Consider the following 16,699-nt stretch of genomic DNA (forward strand, 5'->3'; position numbering starts at 1 on the left):
GCTGACATACGGGGAGGAGTACAGACTCGCTACGCGCGCGTTGCGAGTCAGCCGTAACCTGGTTCCTCTCAAGATCGCCATCGGATTGCTGTGCATGTCGATCGTGGTCTTTGGGGTACTCATTCAGCTCCATCCGATGGGGCCGCACGGTGTGTTGCCCAGGGTCATTCACGGCGTATTGGTGGCTTCTTCTCTGGTCGTCGGGATGTGCTGGATCGTGCTGCCCTGGCCTAAACGCCGCACGGCGATCGCCTTCGTGTGTTGGGCGGATATCTCACTGGTCATCGGTGCGTGCATGCTCTCGGCGCCCGCGTCCCGCCTGGGCGCGATTTCACACATGGGCCTGGTAGGTGTCTTCGCAGCGTTCTTGCTTGGTTGGCGGGTGCTGGCCGCCCACTGTGTCTTTGCGACTGCGGCGATTTGTGTCATCACGGTGTGGAATGTCCATCTCGGCGAGGCCACACTTTTCGAGCAGTACGTCTACCACGCACCCGTCATCTCCTCCGTGGTGTTGTTGCCCCTCATCATCCAGGCGGTGATCGAGGGCGGAAGGAGATCGCTGACGGCTGTCTCCATTGCGGCACACCAGGATCCGCTTACCGGATTGTTGAACCGTCGCGGCGTGCAACTGGCGTTGAACTCACTGTTGTTCGGGCAGCGCGCCCCGCGAATCGTCGCTGTCGTCCTGGTGGACGTGGATCGTCTCAAGGAAATAAACGACACGCTGGGGCACGAGGCCGGCGATGAAGCCATCAAGGCTGTCGCTCAGGTGCTCACCACTACGGCCCGGGCCAGCGATATCACGGCCCGGGTGGGCGGCGATGAGTTCATGATCGTGGCCCTTCATGATCGGGCCGAGGAAGCAGTCGCGTTTATCGAGCGGGTCAGCACACTGCGAGCCGGTATCGGACCGCACGGTGCCACCGTCAGCGTTGGATCAGCCTGGCGATCGACGGGCGATGCTGGCTTTGATTTCGAGTCTCTGCGCAGAACCGCAGATGACATGCTTTATCGCGTCAAGCGCGCTCGAGATTCGAATCTCAGTGCGGCGTCTTAGTTCTCGGCGCTACGACAGGTATGTCGATGGCAGCGTCGCGGTGAGAAACCGGCGTTCCGCGAATTCCTGGGCATACGGTGCCGGCTCAGCGCTCAAGGCCTTGGCGTAGCGCTGCGCGAGTTCGTGCCCGGTGGTCGTGGCTGCAAGCCAGCCATGCCCCGACAGCCACTCACCGGAACGGGTCCGCCCGTCGTTCGCCAGCGTGAGTTCCTGCACCTGGAATGTGTCGGGAGTCAACGCATCGCGAACGTCGGCCCACGGCTGGCCGGAGGGTGCTGCGCCGTCGGTGTCGGTGGCGATGGTGCTCCCGAGGGCCGACATCTCGATGACGCGCTCAAAGAGTGCGTCATGGCTGGGGCCTGGCAGATGTGAGACGAGTGCCTCGGCCAGCCACGCGGTGGGCAGATCGGGGTCAAACCCGGCTGCGGTCAGGTCGGGCTGCCACGGCCCGCTGAGGAACGTTCCGACCTGTCGGCGTTCGGCGCGCGGTTGCGCACCAATCTCGGCGAGCACCTCTTGTTTGAAGCCGAGTAGCTCCGGATAGTCGACCTCGAAAACCGTGGTGCCATCAGGCCAGTCCAGCCGATAGGCGCGGGTGTCTAGGCCACCCGCTAGCAGCACCACCTGGCGGGCGCCGGAATGTGTTGCAGCCAGCAGGGAGTCGTCGTAGTGCCGCGTCATCAGTGACCGGCAATGTGCGATGAACGATTTGTGGTCGCTAGTCGGATCGGCAGCAACGGGAGAATCCGCTGGTTGATGGTCGAGGAGTGCTAACGCGTAGGGGTCACCCGATGCCAGTACCAGGTGTTGGGCCAATGTGTCGACAAACAATGGGTTGGCTCGAAGTGACTCTATGGCGCGAGAAGCAGTGAGCGTCAATTGAATCTGTCTGCCGCGGGACATCCGGTACGCCGCCCCCCTTTCCGTAGCGTCGTCCTTTGAGGTGGCAAATCAGGATCTGCCAATCAAGATTAGCCGACGTGGAGTGAGAGAACGGGCGTGATGGGTGCGAAAACAAACTCTCCCCCGTTCTCGACCGTGGTCGAGCGCGAGGGAGAGCAGTCAGCGGCGCGTCAGGTTGACTACAGCGAGCCACCCGCGGCCGGGGGTGCGGTGGGATCGCTTGATTCGACCGAGATCTCGCGTGCGACGAACTCCTCCAGGTCGAAGTAGTTGTCTCCCGCACGCTCGGCCACGGTGAGCAGCGTGTCCATGAGGGCGACCTCTTCGACCTGTTCCTTGAGGAACCACTGCATGAACTGCTCGCCGATGTAGTCGCCTTCGTCCCGGGCGGTGCGGGCCAGCTCGGTGACCTGCTCGGTGACGGTCTGCTCCTGAGCCAACGCCAGCGCCAGCGGTTCACGCGGCGCGGTGAATCCGTTCGTGACCGCGCCCACGGGCGGGATCTCCACGGAAACGCGCCGGTCGATCAGGTACCGCACGATCATCATGGCGTGATTGCGCTCTTCTACCGCCTGCTTGTAGAAATGTGCGGCGAGCTGCGGAAGATCGGCGTCATCGAAATACGCGGCAATAGCGATGTATTGCTGCGACGCGGTGAACTCGTGGCCAATCTGGTCGTGGAGAAGCGCGTTGAATTTAGTCTTGGGGGTGTCGTTCGCGGACATGAAATCGACAATAGACCAGGTCAGAGGCCTTGTCAGCCAAGGTCAGCCTTAATGAGGTTACCTTCACCTAAGTAATTTTCGAATTTTACGCAAGGTAATTGGCGGATTCTTAACTTAGCCAAAGTTAATTTCTGTGCAACAACAATTGGAAATCGTCGTGCACAAAATTGATTTAGAGTGCGCCCCCGGCGGCAGGGGGAGCGGTGGGGTCCTGCCCGATGGGCCGGTTGAGCTCGCGCGCCACGAAATTCTCCAGATCGAACAGGTCGTGGTCGGCACGATCGACAACCGTCAACAGCGTGTCCATGGCGGCGACCTCCTCTACCTGTTCCTTGAGGAACCACTGCATGAACTGCTCGCCGTAATAGTCGCCCGACGTACGGGCCGCGCGGGCGAGCGCGGTGATCTGGTCGGTGACGCGCTTCTCCTGTTCGAGGGCCAAGGCGATGGGTGCGCGCGCATCGGCGAATTCGTTCACGACGCCATCAACACCGGGGATCGAGACGTCCACGTTCTTGTCGATCAGATAGCGGATGATCATCATCGCGTGATTGCGCTCTTCGACCGCTTGCGCATAGAAGCGCTTGGCAAGCTGCGGCAGATCGGCATCGTCGTAGTAGACCGCGATCGCGATGTACTGCTGGGAGGCCGTGAACTCGTTGCCGATTTGGTCCCGCAACAGTTCGAGGAACGGTGAAGATGCGCGCGCATGGAGGTCGGTGGTAGCCACACCGAAAAGCCTAGTGCGTCAAGGGGTCGGTGTGGCCGGGTCGGGCAAGAGGTCTGCGGGTACCGGCTGACCGGTGCGCAAGGCCTCGAAGAGCCGTGCTGAGGCATCCTCATCCCAGGTGACGACGTCCCCCGCCCAGTTTGAGGAGAACGAGCCGATGGGCATGGTCAGGTTTTGGGTAGAGCCGGTTAGGGCCAGGCCCAGTTGAGCCAGATTCCAGCTGTGATCGCCCTGAGCGACGGTGATGGCATCGGCGGTGGACGTGGCGAGTGGATACCACCGGAATGGGTTGGCCCACACCGCCGGACTGCTCACGCGGTGAAAAAGCGCGGCCATGAAAATTCGCTGATGCGTCATGCGGTCCAGGTCTGCACGAGGGGTGGCTCTACTGCGCACATATCCAAGTGCGTTGGGCCCGTTGAGTATCTGACACTCGGCGGCCAGGTTGACTCCCGCTAGGGCGTCGTCGATCGGCTCGTCGAGACACATCGAGACGCCGCCGACGGCATCGACCACCGAGGCGAATCCACCGAATCCGATTTCCGCGTAGTGGTCCATGCGCAGGCCGGTGGCCTGTTCGACGGTTTGGGTGAGCAGGGCCGCTCCGCCCAGCGTGAAGGCGGCGTTGATCTTGTCGCTTCCGTATCCGGGAATGGGAACGTACGAATCCCGGGGGAGGGACACCATGGTGGCGGGCCCACCGTCGTAAAAGGCCGGTATGTGCACCACGAGGATGGTGTCGGTGCGGCCATCACCGGTGTCGCCGCCGGTAGAGAGCTCCGCCTCCTGTTCGGGGCTGAGGGCTTGACGGCTGTCGGAGCCGACTAGAAGCCAATTTGTCCCGCTGCCGGGCAGCGGGCGTTCCGGATAGTCGGTGAGCGCGTCCACGCGGTGCAACCGCCCGTCGATCCAGAACGCCGTGCCGACGATGGTGCAGAACCCGACGAGAACAAGAGTCACTGCGAGAAGGAGAGTGCGCCGTATCCAGGTGCCCCACCGTCTGGTGCGGCGCGGCCGGGACGGCGGTGGGGGCGGCGGCGGTTTGGCAGGCGGTGCCGGCCGCCGGGGTCGCACATCACGTGAGGTCGGACGCGGCGGTGGAGAGTGTTCCCGGCGCGGCGGCGGTGGTCCCTGTCGACGCGGTGGGGTGCGGGCCGGTGGAGGCGGCGGCTGTTGCGGATACCGCCGGATGACCTCGCTGTCCTCCCGCCCGTCCCGTCGATGGGGGCGCCGCCCACGGAAGGGGATGGTGGGCTCGGTCATCGTGCGCATCCCATGAGATGAGGCTAATGGAGCCAGCTCAGGTGATCCCGGAGCAACGCGAACCCGACGAAGGCCACGGTGTCGATCACGCCGTGGGCGACAACCAGCGGCCATAGTCGTCCGGTCCGCTGCCAGACGTATCCGAAGACCAGACCCATCACCAGATTTCCGATACCGGCCGAGACGCCTTGATACAGGTGGTAGCAACCTCGCAGCAGTGCCGAGAACGCGATGGCGGTCGCTGTTCGGTAGCCCAGCTGCCGCAATCGGGTCTGCAGATAGGCCACGACCACCACTTCCTCGGCCCAGCCATTTGCGAAGGCGGACAGCACCAGCACCGGTATGCGCCACCAGGTGTCGTCGAGCGAGGCGGGAATGACCTGAACGCTCAAGCTCATCCAGCGCGCGCCGACGTACAACGCCAGGCCCGGAAGTCCGATGAGCGCCGCCAAGCCGAGCGCCCCCAGGCCATCGGTACGCGAGCGCCAGCGAGCGAGGCCGATCGATGACGGACCGAATCCGCTGCGCCACAGCAGATACACCGCGAGTGCGCCCCACGCGATCAACCGGGTGATCGATACGAGATTCAATCCGAGGTCGATCAGGCTCAGCTCGGCGCGACGGGGATTCAGGGCGACGGTCTGGCCGGAAAGTCCCGCGATGACGGCAGATGTGAACTGCAGAAGGGCGCTCACCGCGCTCATCCCAAAGCTGATGGCGAGCACAATCCCCATCTCGATGCGGATTGTGCGCGCTGACATGTCCGATTCGGCCACGGCGCTCATTGTGGCTGGTATTGGTAGAAGAGTGTCCGATGTGGTGAGCGCGTTGCGCTATGTGGCATCGCCCGATGGAGTGCGGCTGAGCCTGACTGTGTCCGGCGAGGGGCCACCGCTCGTCATGGTGCACGGAGCCATGGATTCGGGGGCGACGTGGTCTGATGTCGCCGCGGAGCTGCAGCGGGACTTCACCTGTTTTCTCATCGACCGGCGTGGGCACGGCGCGAGTACCGACGCGGCAGAGCACAGCTTGGCGCGTGAGGCCGATGACGTCATCGCGGTGGCCGCGGAGGCCGGGCCCGATGCGGTGATAGTCGGCCATTCGTTCGGCGCCGTCGTCGTCTTGGAGGCGTTACGTCGCGGGCTCGATGTGGCGGCTGTTGTCCTTTACGAGCCGCCGCTTCCGGTGTCGGAGAGCGTGGCGGTGGCGAATCGGGAAGGCAGCGAGGCTGTCCGAGCGCGTTCGGTGACGGTGTCGCGGGAGTTTCAGGCGCTCGAAAAGTGCGCGGAGGTGCTCGATGAGTACACCCGGGCGGTGATCCCCATGATGCTGCTGGAGGGGGCCAACTCGCCGATACAGTTCCGTGAGCCAGTGGGCTACCTGGCGCGGCGGGTACCCGGCGTGCGAGTCAAAGAGCTTGTCGGACAGGACCATTTCGCGCACCGAACTGCTCCGGCAATGTTCGCCGGGGTGTTGCGCGAGCTGTTGCTGGGTTAGATCTTTCGGGCGCGCAGTCCGTTGAGGAAGGGGCAGCCGGCCAGGATGCGCAGCGCTTGGCTCAGTCCGGCGGTGTCGTTGACGGGTTCGTTGAACGGCAGCCTGACGTCGTGGTCACCGGCCTCGCCCTCCACGCGCAGCTGGATGCCGTAGCGGTCGATGCCGAGCAGCCGCACCTCACCGTGCTGCAGGCTCAGCGGAAGCCGCCGCGCCAGCCGCTCGACCAGATCGCGGTGGTCGTTGTCGATATGTGAGAGCCACCCGGCCTCGAGTGCGCAGAAAGGATCGGGGCGCGCGCCGAGCAGCGCGGAGACATCAACCGATTCGGCGCCGGTCGAATCGGCGACAACGACGGACTCCACGGTCAGGCACAGCAGGATCGAGCCAGGTTCCGTGCGTAGTCGCATATCGGTGCGGATGTCCAGGAGTGCCGGATCGGGCGTGCGGCTGGCGATGACGTCGACGATGCCGCGGGCCTCCCGATCGGTAGCGGCCACGACGTTGCCACGCACCCAGACCAGGGATCTGACCGGCTCGCGCAGCGGTAGCGGGGCCTGGTCTGTTAGTTCCAGGAGTGCCGGCATGCCGTTCGGCCCCGCGGAAACCACGGTCGCAGCGGTCGCGCTGTCGGCGGGGACCGCAACGGCGAAGGTTCCGTCGTCGAACAGGTGGTGCAGCGAGGTTCCGACCACATCGGCTCCGGCAATGGCGAGAGTGGAGCTTGCGGCGCGGGCACATGCCGAGCGCACGCGCTCTGCGGTGGTGGGCGGTGCTGCGGTCATGGCGACCCTTTCCTTGGAACCCTGTCGTGTCAACCAACTGAGGTAAGCCTAAGTTAACAACGGACCGTGGAGAGTGCAAGGGACACCTGTGCTGTCGACTGTGTCGGGGGTTCGCCGGGCGGTGGAACGCTTAAGGTTTGGAGTGTGCAGCGCATCACGTATTTGGGGCCGGAGGGGACGTTTTCCGAGGCCGCACTGATCAAGCTGCGGACGACGGGGCGGATACCGGGTCTACCCGAGGTGGAGCCGGTGTCGGTGGCCAGCGCGCGCGACGCGTTGGTGCAGGTCCAGAAGGGTGACGCGACGTACGCGTGCGTTCCGATCGAGAGCTCGCTCGAAGGCCCGGTGGTACCGACGCTGGACACCCTGGCGGTGGGTGCTCCGCTGCAGATCTTCGCCGAGGCGGTGTTGCCGGTGTCCTTCACCATCGCGGTGCGGCCGGGCACTTCTGCGCAGGACGTGAAGACCGTCGCCGGTTTCCCGATCGCCGTCGCTCAGGTACGTGAGTGGCTGGCGGATAAGCTGCCGAACGCGGAGCTGGTCGCCGCCAACTCGAACGCTGCGGCGGCCGAGGATGTGAAGGCGCAGCGGGCCGATGCGGGAGTGTGTACAGAATGGGCCGCGCAGCGCCTGGGGCTGAATGCCCTGGCCAGCGGTGTCGTGGACGAAGCGCATGCGCACACCCGTTTCGTGCTGGTGGGTCAACCCGGGCCACCACCGCCGGCCACGGGCTCCGATCGCACTTCCGTGGTGCTCGGACTGGGGAACGTACCCGGTGCGCTCGCTGCCGCCATGAACGAGTTCGCGATCCGGGACATCGATCTCACCCGTATCGAGTCCCGCCCCACCCGGACCGGTCTGGGCACGTATCGCTTTTTTCTGGACTGCGTGGGGCATATCGACGATGTCGCGGTCGGGGAGGCACTCAAGGGACTGCATCGTCGTTGTGAGGATGTGCGGTATTTGGGATCGTGGCCACGAGAGACGACGGCACCCGACGGCGCCAACCCACCGGTGTTGGACGAGGCGTCGGGATGGCTGGCCGAAACGCGGGAAGGGAAGCTGCGATGAGTGGGCGCCTTGTCCTGGTCCGGCACGGACAGTCTTATGGAAACGTCGAGCGCCGATTGGACACCAAACCGCCCGGTGCGGCGCTGACCGAACTCGGACTGCAACAGGCGCGCCTTTTCGCCAAGCAGTATGAAGCGCTGGCGCCGGCGGTCCTGGTGCATTCTGTGGCGCTGCGCGCGGTCCAGACCGCCTCCGAGATCGCGGGACATCTTGGTGTGGAAGCTCTTCAGCTCGACGGTTTGCACGAGGTACAGGCCGGGGAGTTGGAGGACCACACCGGCGTGGAATCGTTCGAGGTTTTCGACCGCACGTATGAGCGTTGGCATTTTGGTGACTTCGGGACCCGTTTGCCTGGTGGCGAATCCGCGCAGGACGTGTTCGACAGGTACCTGCCCGTTGTCGCCGAACTCCGGTTGAGGCACTTGGAAAACGACGCATCAACCGGCGATGTGGTGGTGGTGAGCCACGGCGCGGCGATTCGCCTGGTGGCGGCCACACTCGCCGGAGTGGATCCGGGTTTTGCGGTGAACCATCACCTGCGTAATGCGGAAGCGGTTGTGCTGGCGCCGATTACCGATGGGCGATGGAGCTGCGTGCACTGGGGTGATGCGGTGGCGCCATTCCCGCATCAGGAGGCTGCCAGCGCAGAGGAACTGGCGCAGTCGGCCGACCCGATGGGCTAACCGGCTAGTTGTATCTCGCCTTCGCAATCACATTGTGCGGCAATGCAATCGATAACAAGGCTGTGTCGAAGTAGATAGAGTCCGTCGCAATCGCGATCTGTGCACTCGGCGTGGCGAGTGGAATGCACGATGAGAGTGCCGTGACAGTGATCGATGTCCTGGACGCAGTCACGGCATGCCACACCGCAGCTGATGGCGTGGCGCCACTCCGGTGATTTCTTCATACCGGTGTTGTAGCACCGTATGCCGACAAGTCGTCGTAACCGAGCGGATGGAGGAGCCCTTTTCCATATTTATCGATGTATCGGGCAGTCGTTCCTGCGGTCCTATGCGGTGCTCACCAGCACTACCTCAGGAACTGAAGACATCATCGCCTACTACGGCGTCACTAAGACGGTCTGAGCGGTACCGCAGTTTATTCGAGCCCAAGGCTCTTGAGCGCGTGGGACATCCGCTGCGGGGTGGCAGGCGTAAGAGTTGCCCACAGCGCGCCGTCAGCGGAGGTGCTCGGCGTGGCCATGATCCGGCCAAATGCTGTGTCGTACACGGCAACTCCGCCGGGCGCGCGATCGGTGACACCGTCTACGCGACGAATCGCGGTGATCTCGGTCATCGCGCCGCGACGAGCCATTGCCTTGGCCACGGCTACCGCGTCGGCTTTGGTGGCGCCGAGCGCGATGAGGCGCCGGGCCATTTCGGCGGGTTCGGCGTTAAGGGCCAGCGCCAGCTGCTCGGCGGGCGCGTTGATCGACCCGAACTTCAGTGGTGTGGCGTCACCCAGGTACCGCCACAGTTCGGCGCCGAGCGACCCGGTGACCGAACGCATGGCCACACCCTCGCCATCGTTGACCAGCAGCACGTACGCCTCGCCGTGCTCCACCAGGCACAGGCGCAGCATCTGCGATCCGGCCCAGCGGCGTACCGCTACCTGACCGGTGGCCTTGCTGGCCGAAGTCAGCATGTCCCGCAGAGTCGGGTGAAGGTCCTCGCCCTTGAGCAGGTTGCGTTCCTTCAGCCGGGCGCGCGCGCCCTCCAGAGCGTCTCGATGTTCGGCTTCGTCTTCGTGGCGCGGACCAGCGGCCAGCACGACCGGCAAGAGGTCGTTGCCGGTGATCTCGCGGGTCAGTTCCAGTTCGTCGAAGTCCAGGCGGACGGTCACAGCTCCGCGCTCGCACCGAGGACCGGCGGCGCGACCGCGCCCTTGGAGCCACCGCGCTCGAACAGCGCTGAGGCGTCGACGTTTTCGAAGTCGGCGACCTTGTCGCTGGCCGGCTTGGTGGTCAGGATGTCCGGCAACTCGACAGGCTTGCTCTCGTCGCCCATGAAGACGCCGGTGGCACCAATGGCGGTGAGGTCCTTGTCGTCCTCGTCCTCATCCTTTTTGGTGCCGGCGTTCCCCACCTTGATGCCCTTGCCTGCACTCGCGGCCAGCGCACCGCCGGCCATCATGCCGGCCATCGGCGCACCCATTCCGCCCATACCCATACCGGAGCCGCCGGCGGAGGCCGCATTGGCGGTCATCGAGATGGCTGCCGCGCGGGCGCTCTGCACACCCGGCACCGAGTCGGGGCTCAGCGGGCTCGGTCCCATCTCGGACATACCGAAACCGGCAGCGCTGACGCCGGTGTTGCCGCTGTTGGCTTGCGACTTCTCTTCGGGGTACTTGATGACCTCGGGGGCCGGCGGGAACTCCACGACCTTGGCTGCGGGCTCGCTGGCCGACTCGTAGGTCTCCATCGCCTTGGCCGCCTGCAGATCCAGGCCCTGCTCCATGCCCTCGGTGGTGGCGTGCAGCCCGAAGAGTGCCCCACCCGCGGACAACGCCTCGGCCTTGGCCTTCTCAAGCTGAGCCAAGTCGTTGATGTGCGGCATGTCCAGAACCGCCGTGCCGTACGACTCGGCGTACGTGTTGGCGGTGTCGCTGACCTCCTGGGTCAGTCCGGCCATCTTGTCCAGCCACTCGGTGAACGGGGTGAGCTTGGTCAGCGCCTCCTCGGCGCGGGGACCGCGATACCCCTCCATCAGCTTCTCGCCGACACCCAGGCTGTTCTCGTGCACCTCGGCGAACGCGGCGCTGATCTCCTGCCAGGCCAGGGCACTGTCGACGACATGCGTCGGTCCGGCACCCGTAGTCAGGTCCAGTGCCAGCTTCTTAGCCTTGCGGGCCACCCAGTTGACGCCAGTGAATCCGGTCATGATCTATTCCCCCACACCATTGATACGGGCGGCGTTGTGTCGTTCGAGATCGACGAACGCCTGCGAGTTGCGCCGGAACGCCTCGGCAATGCGCTTGAGCTGCTCGATGCCGTCCTTGGCGACCTTCTCGAAGTTCTCGTTGGTCTTCGCGGAGGCATTGGCCACCGCGGTGGACACCTCATCGCGACCGGCCGAACCGAACTTCGTGGCCTCAAGCTGCTTGTCGAGAGCTTCCTGCAGTCGCTGCGCCATCGCGTCGTACTCGACAGCGGCATCCTTCATGACATCCGGATCGACCTGCAGAACAGTTCCCGGCTGGTTAGCCAGGTCCCAACGGATCTCCTCACGCTGGGCGGGCGCTGGTACGTCAGCCATCTTCTGTCCCCTTTCCCCCACTCGTCTCGCGTCGTCCTAAGGGCAGTTTTGCCCTTTCACTAAAGATGGACGGCGGATCCCTCTATTCGGTTCCATCATTCTCCAAGATTTTTGGATTTTTTTCCAGCAAACCTCAGACGCCTCGTTAGCCCCAGCCCAGCTGGTGTAATCGCTCATCGTCGATACCAAAATGATGGGCGATCTCGTGGATCACGGTGATCGTCACCTCGTCCACTACCTCATGTTCGCTGGAACACATCTCGAGCAGCGGCTCGCGGTAGATCGTGATGGTGTCCGGCAGCGCGCCGGCGTAGAAGCTGTCGCGCTCGGTCAGTGCGATTCCCTCGTACAGCCCGAGTAGCTCGGGGTCCTCCGGATTGCGGTCCTGGACCAACACCACCACGTTGTCGATGGCGGCGGCGAGCTTCGGTGGCACAGCGTCCAAGGCGTCGGAAACAAGTTCCTCGAACCGTTGTTCGCTCATCTGGACGGCCATCAGGCGTTGAGGGCTCGCATAGAGCTAGGCCGGTCCGGGTGGCGGCGCGCCCGGAGGCGCCTGGCCCGGTGGCTGCCCCTCCATCGGCGGCCCCTCCATGGGCGGTCCGTCCATCGGCGGGCCCGCGGGCGGCGGAGGCGGACCCGCACCCGGAGGCAGCGTGGTCACGATCGTGTTGCCCGGAGGGTTGCTGGGATTCGGCGCTACCGAAGACGTCGGCGGCGCGGAGGTCCGAGTCGGCTGCTGTGTCGTCTGCTGAGTCGGTTGTTGGGTGCGGGTTGGCTGCTGCGTATACGTCGGCTGCTGCGTGTAGGTGGGTTGCTGAGTCGGCTGCTGGGTAGGCGCAGGAGTGGTGGACAGCGGGATCGGCGGCAAGTTCAGCCGGTCCGCCGGGATGTCCGGCGGCGGCACCGGCGGCTGCCCGTTGATGAGCAGCTGCCCACTCTTGGCGCTGTTGACCAGAGTCGACCAGGCACCGTTACCGAGGGTGGACCCGATGTTGCAGCTGACCTGACGGCTGCCGGCCGTCCAGCTCGGCAAGGTGATGGTGTTGTACGACAGCGTCAGCGTGGTGGCGCGGAATCCGTCGGGATTGCCCATGTACTCATTGGTCAGACGGTTGCAGTTGTCCTTGATGAACGCGTCCTGGTCAGGCTCGGGCGGCACCGCACCCGGGAACTGCTCTGCCAGGCTCACCGTTCCGGTGATCTCCATGGCATGAGCTCTGTCGCAGTCGACCGGCAGCTCGGTGGGCAGGTTCGTCGTGGAGTCGATACCGACGCAGGTCCCTACCGGCCAGACCTTGGACTGGTCCTGCTCGGCCACCTTGCCGCGGAACAGCTGTTGCTGGTTGTCGGAGCCGGGGAGCTGCAGACCACAGAGCACGCGCCGTTCACCCGCTTCGGACCAGCCCTTCTTGTCGGGATACAGCATGCCCATGGTGAATCGGCTGTTCGGGTCGTAGCGATCTCCCAGGTAACGGTTGATGGCGACCTGGCACTGTTCCTGACTGATCTCCTGGATGCGCACCATGCTGGGTGGCTGTGAATCCGGCCCGTACTCGGTGCCGGGGAAGGTGCGCAGGTCAATGGACTCAGCGACCTCGAAGCGGTGATCGCTCCCGCAGTCAACGGTGCGGACATCGGCCATCGAGGTGGGCGCCGACCAGCTGAGGCAGTCGCCGGCCTTCGCCGAGTTGAAGGTGCTGTTGCCCGGGGCGCCGGTGCTCGGCACCGGGTTGGAGTCGATCCTGTTGACCAAGCGGTCTGCCGAGGTCCAACCGTCCGGCAGTGCCTGGGTGAGGCCGGCGATGAACAATCCGCCGAAGGTGACGAGCAGCAGGGCACGATGTGTGGACCGTTCCTTGAGTCCCTCTTTCAAGCCCTCCCACCAGTGCGGTTTGTCCGATGGGGAGTCGCCCTCGTCGACGGCCGCGGGCTCGTCTGCGACGTCGTCCCCAGGCGCGTTCTCGGGGTAGTCCAGGACTTCCGTCTGCGGAGCTTCGTCGGGGGCCACCGATTCGGTGTCGTCGGAGTTCGAGGTGGCCGGGGTCTCTGGGGCCTGCTCGGCCTCCGCGGGTGGCACGGCAGCAGCCGCGGACTCGGCTTCGGAGTCTGCGGATGTCTCGGTGCCCACCTCGTCGTCAGGGGATTCGTCCGGGGCGGACTCGTCCCGCTCGACCTTCGTGGGTTCGGCTTCGTCGCTCATACTGCAGCCATTGTTACAGGTGGCGGTGCGGGTTAGCCCAGCGATGCTGTCCGCATGCGCAGCTAGATTGAACTCTGTGACAACGATGGAACCTGACCGTGATGACGCCGGCGAGACCGGGGACTCTCCCGCGGAGGAAGCCGAGCATCAGGCCCGCGTTGCCGAGCAGGTCGCCGCGCTGGCCCACGAACTGTTCGATATGGCCCGGGAGGGCAACGCGTCCACCCTGGCCGCCTACCTGGACTCCGGGGCGCCGGTGGACCTGACGAACCAGGCAGGTGACACTCTGGTCATGCTGGCTGCCTATCACGGGAATGCGTCCACGGTTCGGTCGCTGATCGCGCGCGGTGCGGACGTCAATCGTGCCAATGACAAGGGCCAGACGCCGCTGGCCGGCGCAGTCTTCAAGGGCTCCGACGACATCGTCGAGATCCTGGTCAAGGCGGGTGCAGATCCCACCGCCGGGACCCCGTCCGCGCTCGATGCGGCGCGGATGTTCGGCAAGGACGAGTATCTGAGCCTGTTCGGCGTGTAGGCCGCATGTCGATTCACGGTGAACGCAACCCTCGCCGTGGTCGCGGCTGTAGGCGAGCGTTGCTGCGTGGCATCTGCCGAGACCACCCCCCAACTCGCTGCCCTGGCACCGCGGCTCGATGAGATCGCGCGCCTATTAGGTGTTCGATCGGTGCTGGTCATGCGTTCTGAACCTGGTGCGATGGCTGTCGCCGCCACGGCCGGCGAGGCGGCCGAGCATTACACGGTGGGATCCGTTGGCAAGAAAGCGGGCGACGACCAGAACAGGGTCCCTCTGTACTGCGAGCGGGTAGTGGACTCCGGTGACGAGGTTTTTGTGCGTGACTCGCGTGTCGACGAGCTTTTCGCGGGCAACGAGGACGAAATCGAGTTCGGCCTCACCAACTATTTGGGGCTTCCCGTTCACAACTCGGCCGGTCAGGTCGTCGGAACGGTGTGTGTGCTCGACGAGGTAGCGCGCGAGTACTCGCCCGCGGAGCGCGACGAGCTGGTGGGGTTGCGTGCCCAGGTCGAGACGATTGTCCGAGCCGATGGTTCAGCGCTGGGCTGAAGCGCAGGTGCGGAAACTAGCCCCAGTAGTGTTCAACGGGTGATCGACCTCAAATTTCTGCGCGAAAACCCCGACGCGGTGCGTGCCTCGCAGCGTCTGCGAGGCGAGGACCCGGCGCTCGTTGACGTGCTGCTCGACGCCGATACGGCACGGCGGGCAGCGGTGTCGACCGGTGACACCCTGCGTGCCGAGCAGAAGACGGCAAGCAAGAAGGTGGGCCAGGCGACGCCCGAGGAGCGCCCCGCGCTGTTGGCAGCGGCGTCTGAACTTGCCACACAAGTCAAGGCCGCCGAGGCCGAGCAGGTAGTCGCCGAGGCCGCGTTCACCGAGGCGCACAAGGCGATCAGCAATGTAGTGATCGACGGCGTACCGGCCGGGGGTGAGCAGGACTTCGTGGTGCGCGAGCTGGTGGGGGAGCCGAATGCCATCGAAAACCCCAGGGACCACGTGGAATTGGGTGAATCGCTGGGCCTGTTCGATATGGAACGCGGCGCAAAGGTCTCCGGCGCCCGGTTCTACTTTCTCACCGGCTACGGAGCGCTGTTGCAACTCGGTCTGCTGCAGCTGGCCGTGCAGACCGCGGTGGCCAACGGCTTCACCCTGCTGATTCCGCCCGTACTGGTGAAGCCCGAAATCATGGGCGGTACAGGCTTTTTAGGCGCCCACGCCGACGAGGTGTATCACCTCGAGGAGGACGACCTGTATCTGGTGGGCACCTCGGAGGTGCCGATCGCCGGGTATCACTCCGGCGAGATACTCGACCTGAATGAGGGGCCGCTGCGGTACGCCGGATGGTCCAGCTGTTTCCGGCGTGAGGCCGGTAGCTATGGCAAGGACACTCGCGGCATCATCCGGGTGCACCAGTTCGACAAGGTGGAGGCCTTCGTCTACTGCAAACCCGAGGACGCCGAGGCGGAGCATGGCAAGATCCTGGGCTGGGAACGGCAGATGCTGGCCCACATCGACGTGCCGTACCGCGTTATCGATGTTGCCGCAGGTGATTTGGGTTCATCGGCCGCCCGCAAGTTCGACTGCGAGGCGTGGGTGCCGACGCAGCAGGCCTACCGAGAGCTGACCTCCACCTCCAACTGCACCACCTTCCAGGCGCGTCGGCTGGCGGTACGTTACCGCGACGAGAACGGTAAGCCCCAGACCGCCGCGACGCTCAACGGCACATTGGCCACCACCCGGTGGTTGGTGGCAATCCTGGAGAACCACCAGCTACCCGACGGCAGCGTTCGGGTACCGGCGGCCTTGGTGCCCTTCGTCGGAACCGAAGTGCTGGAGCCTAAATGAGCAAGATGTTCGACATCGAGCTGGACGAGCTGCGTAGCTGGTTCGGTTTCGGAGTCGCCGGGAACTTCGCGGGACACCTCGAACAGGCCGGGGAATCAGCTGATTTCGTGAATGTCGCCTCAAACGGTGTGGCACCCAAGGGAATATTTCCGTGGTACGTACCCGGTGACGACGGGTTCCTGGGCCAGTTCCCCCTCTCGCACGATGAGACGGTGCTGCCCGACAGCGACACTCCACTGAACCTGCAGATCGAACCCGAAGTGGGCCTGGCCTGCCGCGTGCATTGGCTCGGCGACGTTGTCGCGTCGTTGGAGCCGTTCGCGCTGGGTGCCTTCAACGACTGCTCGATCCGGCGTCCCAACGCTCCCAAAATCAGTTACAAGAAGAACTGGGGTTCAGCGTCCAAAGGCGTTGCGCAACAGTTCTTTGAGGTCAGTGACCTCACCCCCGACGGCCCAACGGCCACCCTGCGACTGAACTGTCACCTGCACACCTCGGACGGGCAGGAGCACGAGTATGGCGTGGACAGCCCGCTGCTTGGGTACTCCTACTACGGCGAGGTGCTGCTGGACTGGATCACCGAGCGCCTGGATAACCAAAAGGGTTCCGCCGATACGCCGCTGGAGGATGTGGGCGCGCTCATGGTGGCCGCCGGGCATCCCGCACATGTGCTGATCGGTATCGGGGCGACTAAGTACACGCCGCTGGGTGAATCCACGTATCTACAGGCGGGGGATGAGGCCGTGGTCCGCGTGTACAGCACCGCGTCCGACGAGGCGTCCGAGCTACGGCAGCGGGTTCGTAGCGTCCGCTAGGCGGGACGGACGGGTTCGC

The 16,699-nt window shown here is 64.6% G+C and carries 21 protein-coding genes; 9 read left to right on the forward strand and 12 right to left on the reverse strand.

From position 1 onward, the window contains the following. Position 1: 1 nt before the first annotated feature. Positions 2–1,057, forward strand: a complete 1,056-nt coding sequence (locus HBA99_RS00625) for a GGDEF domain-containing protein (protein ID WP_070952371.1) — start codon at positions 2–4, stop codon at positions 1,055–1,057. Between the two features lie 9 nt (positions 1,058–1,066). On the opposite strand, the gene HBA99_RS00630 is transcribed toward HBA99_RS00625, so the two are convergent. The 5 genes from HBA99_RS00630 to HBA99_RS00650 all read right to left on the reverse strand — a co-directional run bounded on the left by HBA99_RS00630 (position 1,067) and on the right by HBA99_RS00650 (position 5,463). Beyond that, a complete protein-coding gene (locus tag HBA99_RS00630) occupies positions 1,067–1,960 on the reverse strand; it encodes an SAM-dependent methyltransferase (RefSeq protein WP_030096161.1) in 894 nt (297 codons plus the stop codon). 179 nt (positions 1,961–2,139) lie between these two features. Beyond that, a complete protein-coding gene (locus HBA99_RS00635) occupies positions 2,140–2,685 on the reverse strand; it encodes a ferritin (RefSeq protein ID WP_030096160.1) in 546 nt (181 codons plus the stop codon). 172 nt (positions 2,686–2,857) lie between these two features. After that, on the reverse strand, positions 2,858–3,415 hold the full coding sequence (locus tag HBA99_RS00640; protein WP_030096159.1) for a ferritin: 558 nt from the start codon (positions 3,413–3,415) through the stop codon (positions 2,858–2,860). Positions 3,416–3,433: 18 nt separating this feature from the next. Next, positions 3,434–4,375: an LCP family protein gene (locus HBA99_RS00645; RefSeq protein ID WP_030096158.1), complete on the reverse strand. Its 942-nt coding sequence runs from the start codon at positions 4,373–4,375 to the stop codon at positions 3,434–3,436. A gap of 326 nt (positions 4,376–4,701) precedes the next feature. Then, entirely contained in the window at positions 4,702–5,463 is a 762-nt protein-coding gene (locus tag HBA99_RS00650) for a CPBP family intramembrane glutamic endopeptidase (RefSeq protein WP_044104928.1), read from the reverse strand. A 22-nt stretch (positions 5,464–5,485) separates the two neighbouring features. Between HBA99_RS00650 and HBA99_RS00655 the strand changes: the two genes are divergently transcribed. Beyond that, a complete protein-coding gene (locus HBA99_RS00655; protein WP_070950923.1) occupies positions 5,486–6,175 on the forward strand; it encodes an alpha/beta fold hydrolase in 690 nt (229 codons plus the stop codon). Here the strand turns inward: HBA99_RS00655 and HBA99_RS00660 are convergent. Continuing rightward, positions 6,172–6,957 (reverse strand): DUF2470 domain-containing protein, encoded by a 786-nt coding sequence (locus tag HBA99_RS00660; RefSeq protein ID WP_030096155.1) that lies wholly within the window; start codon positions 6,955–6,957, stop codon positions 6,172–6,174. The two genes, HBA99_RS00655 and HBA99_RS00660, sit on opposite strands and share 4 nt — an antisense overlap. Positions 6,958–7,101: 144 nt before the next feature. Here HBA99_RS00660 and pheA point away from each other — a divergent pair, with 144 nt between their 5' ends. Continuing rightward, positions 7,102–8,028: a prephenate dehydratase gene (pheA, locus tag HBA99_RS00665; protein ID WP_070951717.1), complete on the forward strand. Its 927-nt coding sequence runs from the start codon at positions 7,102–7,104 to the stop codon at positions 8,026–8,028. Next, positions 8,025–8,711 (forward strand): histidine phosphatase family protein, encoded by a 687-nt coding sequence (locus HBA99_RS00670; RefSeq protein ID WP_070951716.1) that lies wholly within the window; start codon positions 8,025–8,027, stop codon positions 8,709–8,711. The genes pheA and HBA99_RS00670 overlap by 4 nt, the downstream gene beginning before the upstream one ends. On the opposite strand, the gene HBA99_RS00675 is transcribed toward HBA99_RS00670, so the two are convergent. Next, positions 8,708–8,935 (reverse strand): hypothetical protein, encoded by a 228-nt coding sequence (locus HBA99_RS00675; protein ID WP_075908321.1) that lies wholly within the window; start codon positions 8,933–8,935, stop codon positions 8,708–8,710. The genes HBA99_RS00670 and HBA99_RS00675 overlap by 4 nt on opposite strands. 19 nt (positions 8,936–8,954) lie before the next feature. Between HBA99_RS00675 and HBA99_RS24915 the strand changes: the two genes are divergently transcribed. Then, on the forward strand, positions 8,955–9,113 hold the full coding sequence (locus HBA99_RS24915) for an MspA family porin (protein ID WP_081347650.1): 159 nt from the start codon (positions 8,955–8,957) through the stop codon (positions 9,111–9,113). A gap of 13 nt (positions 9,114–9,126) precedes the next feature. On the opposite strand, the gene HBA99_RS00685 is transcribed toward HBA99_RS24915, so the two are convergent. The 5 genes from HBA99_RS00685 to HBA99_RS00705 form a co-directional block, all read right to left on the reverse strand. Beyond that, positions 9,127–9,870, reverse strand: a complete 744-nt coding sequence (locus HBA99_RS00685; RefSeq protein ID WP_030096141.1) for an ESX secretion-associated protein EspG — start codon at positions 9,868–9,870, stop codon at positions 9,127–9,129. Beyond that, positions 9,867–10,907: a PPE domain-containing protein gene (locus HBA99_RS00690; protein WP_070951715.1), complete on the reverse strand. Its 1,041-nt coding sequence runs from the start codon at positions 10,905–10,907 to the stop codon at positions 9,867–9,869. The genes HBA99_RS00685 and HBA99_RS00690 overlap by 4 nt, the downstream gene beginning before the upstream one ends. A gap of 3 nt (positions 10,908–10,910) precedes the next feature. After that, entirely contained in the window at positions 10,911–11,282 is a 372-nt protein-coding gene (locus tag HBA99_RS00695; RefSeq protein ID WP_030096139.1) for a PE family protein, read from the reverse strand. Positions 11,283–11,427: 145 nt separating this feature from the next. After that, complete coding sequence (locus tag HBA99_RS00700; protein WP_030096138.1) at positions 11,428–11,778, reverse strand: metallopeptidase family protein; 351 nt, start codon at positions 11,776–11,778, stop codon at positions 11,428–11,430. 24 nt (positions 11,779–11,802) lie between these two features. Beyond that, positions 11,803–13,485, reverse strand: a complete 1,683-nt coding sequence (locus HBA99_RS00705; protein WP_070951714.1) for a septum formation family protein — start codon at positions 13,483–13,485, stop codon at positions 11,803–11,805. Between the two features lie 85 nt (positions 13,486–13,570). Here HBA99_RS00705 and HBA99_RS00710 point away from each other — a divergent pair, with 85 nt between their 5' ends. From HBA99_RS00710 to HBA99_RS00725, 4 genes are all read left to right on the forward strand, one after another. Next, complete coding sequence (locus tag HBA99_RS00710; RefSeq protein WP_030096136.1) at positions 13,571–14,020, forward strand: ankyrin repeat domain-containing protein; 450 nt, start codon at positions 13,571–13,573, stop codon at positions 14,018–14,020. 66 nt (positions 14,021–14,086) lie between these two features. Next, positions 14,087–14,569: a GAF domain-containing protein gene (locus HBA99_RS00715; RefSeq protein ID WP_070952370.1), complete on the forward strand. Its 483-nt coding sequence runs from the start codon at positions 14,087–14,089 to the stop codon at positions 14,567–14,569. Positions 14,570–14,608: 39 nt separating this feature from the next. After that, positions 14,609–15,865: a serine--tRNA ligase gene (serS, locus tag HBA99_RS00720; protein ID WP_070950329.1), complete on the forward strand. Its 1,257-nt coding sequence runs from the start codon at positions 14,609–14,611 to the stop codon at positions 15,863–15,865. Between the two features lie 5 nt (positions 15,866–15,870). Then, positions 15,871–16,680: a DUF5718 family protein gene (locus HBA99_RS00725; protein ID WP_070952369.1), complete on the forward strand. Its 810-nt coding sequence runs from the start codon at positions 15,871–15,873 to the stop codon at positions 16,678–16,680. Positions 16,681–16,699: the final 19 nt, after the last annotated feature.

The sequence above is a fragment of the Mycobacteroides chelonae genome, from assembly GCF_016767715.1.
In the GTDB taxonomy this organism is placed as follows: domain Bacteria; phylum Actinomycetota; class Actinomycetes; order Mycobacteriales; family Mycobacteriaceae; genus Mycobacterium; species Mycobacterium gwanakae.

Excerpts from the sequence above, each read along its gene's own strand:
- HBA99_RS00635 (WP_030096160.1), bottom strand. The coding sequence starts at position 2,685 with ATGTCCGCGAACGACACCCCCAAGACTAAATTCAACGCGCTTCTCCAC.
- HBA99_RS00660 (WP_030096155.1), bottom strand. The coding sequence starts at position 6,957 with ATGACCGCAGCACCGCCCACCACCGCAGAGCGCGTGCGCTCGGCATGT.
- HBA99_RS00650 (WP_044104928.1), bottom strand. The coding sequence starts at position 5,463 with ATGAGCGCCGTGGCCGAATCGGACATGTCAGCGCGCACAATCCGCATC.
- HBA99_RS00690 (WP_070951715.1), bottom strand. The coding sequence starts at position 10,907 with ATGACCGGATTCACTGGCGTCAACTGGGTGGCCCGCAAGGCTAAGAAG.
- HBA99_RS00675 (WP_075908321.1), bottom strand. The coding sequence starts at position 8,935 with ATGAAGAAATCACCGGAGTGGCGCCACGCCATCAGCTGCGGTGTGGCA.
- HBA99_RS00695 (WP_030096139.1), bottom strand. The coding sequence starts at position 11,282 with ATGGCTGACGTACCAGCGCCCGCCCAGCGTGAGGAGATCCGTTGGGAC.
- HBA99_RS00705 (WP_070951714.1), bottom strand. The coding sequence starts at position 13,485 with ATGAGCGACGAAGCCGAACCCACGAAGGTCGAGCGGGACGAGTCCGCC.
- HBA99_RS00700 (WP_030096138.1), bottom strand. The coding sequence starts at position 11,778 with ATGGCCGTCCAGATGAGCGAACAACGGTTCGAGGAACTTGTTTCCGAC.
- HBA99_RS00710 (WP_030096136.1), top strand. The coding sequence starts at position 13,571 with ATGGAACCTGACCGTGATGACGCCGGCGAGACCGGGGACTCTCCCGCG.
- HBA99_RS00630 (WP_030096161.1), bottom strand. The coding sequence starts at position 1,960 with ATGTCCCGCGGCAGACAGATTCAATTGACGCTCACTGCTTCTCGCGCC.
- HBA99_RS00725 (WP_070952369.1), top strand. The coding sequence starts at position 15,871 with ATGTTCGACATCGAGCTGGACGAGCTGCGTAGCTGGTTCGGTTTCGGA.
- HBA99_RS00670 (WP_070951716.1), top strand. The coding sequence starts at position 8,025 with ATGAGTGGGCGCCTTGTCCTGGTCCGGCACGGACAGTCTTATGGAAAC.
- HBA99_RS24915 (WP_081347650.1), top strand. The coding sequence starts at position 8,955 with ATGCCGACAAGTCGTCGTAACCGAGCGGATGGAGGAGCCCTTTTCCAT.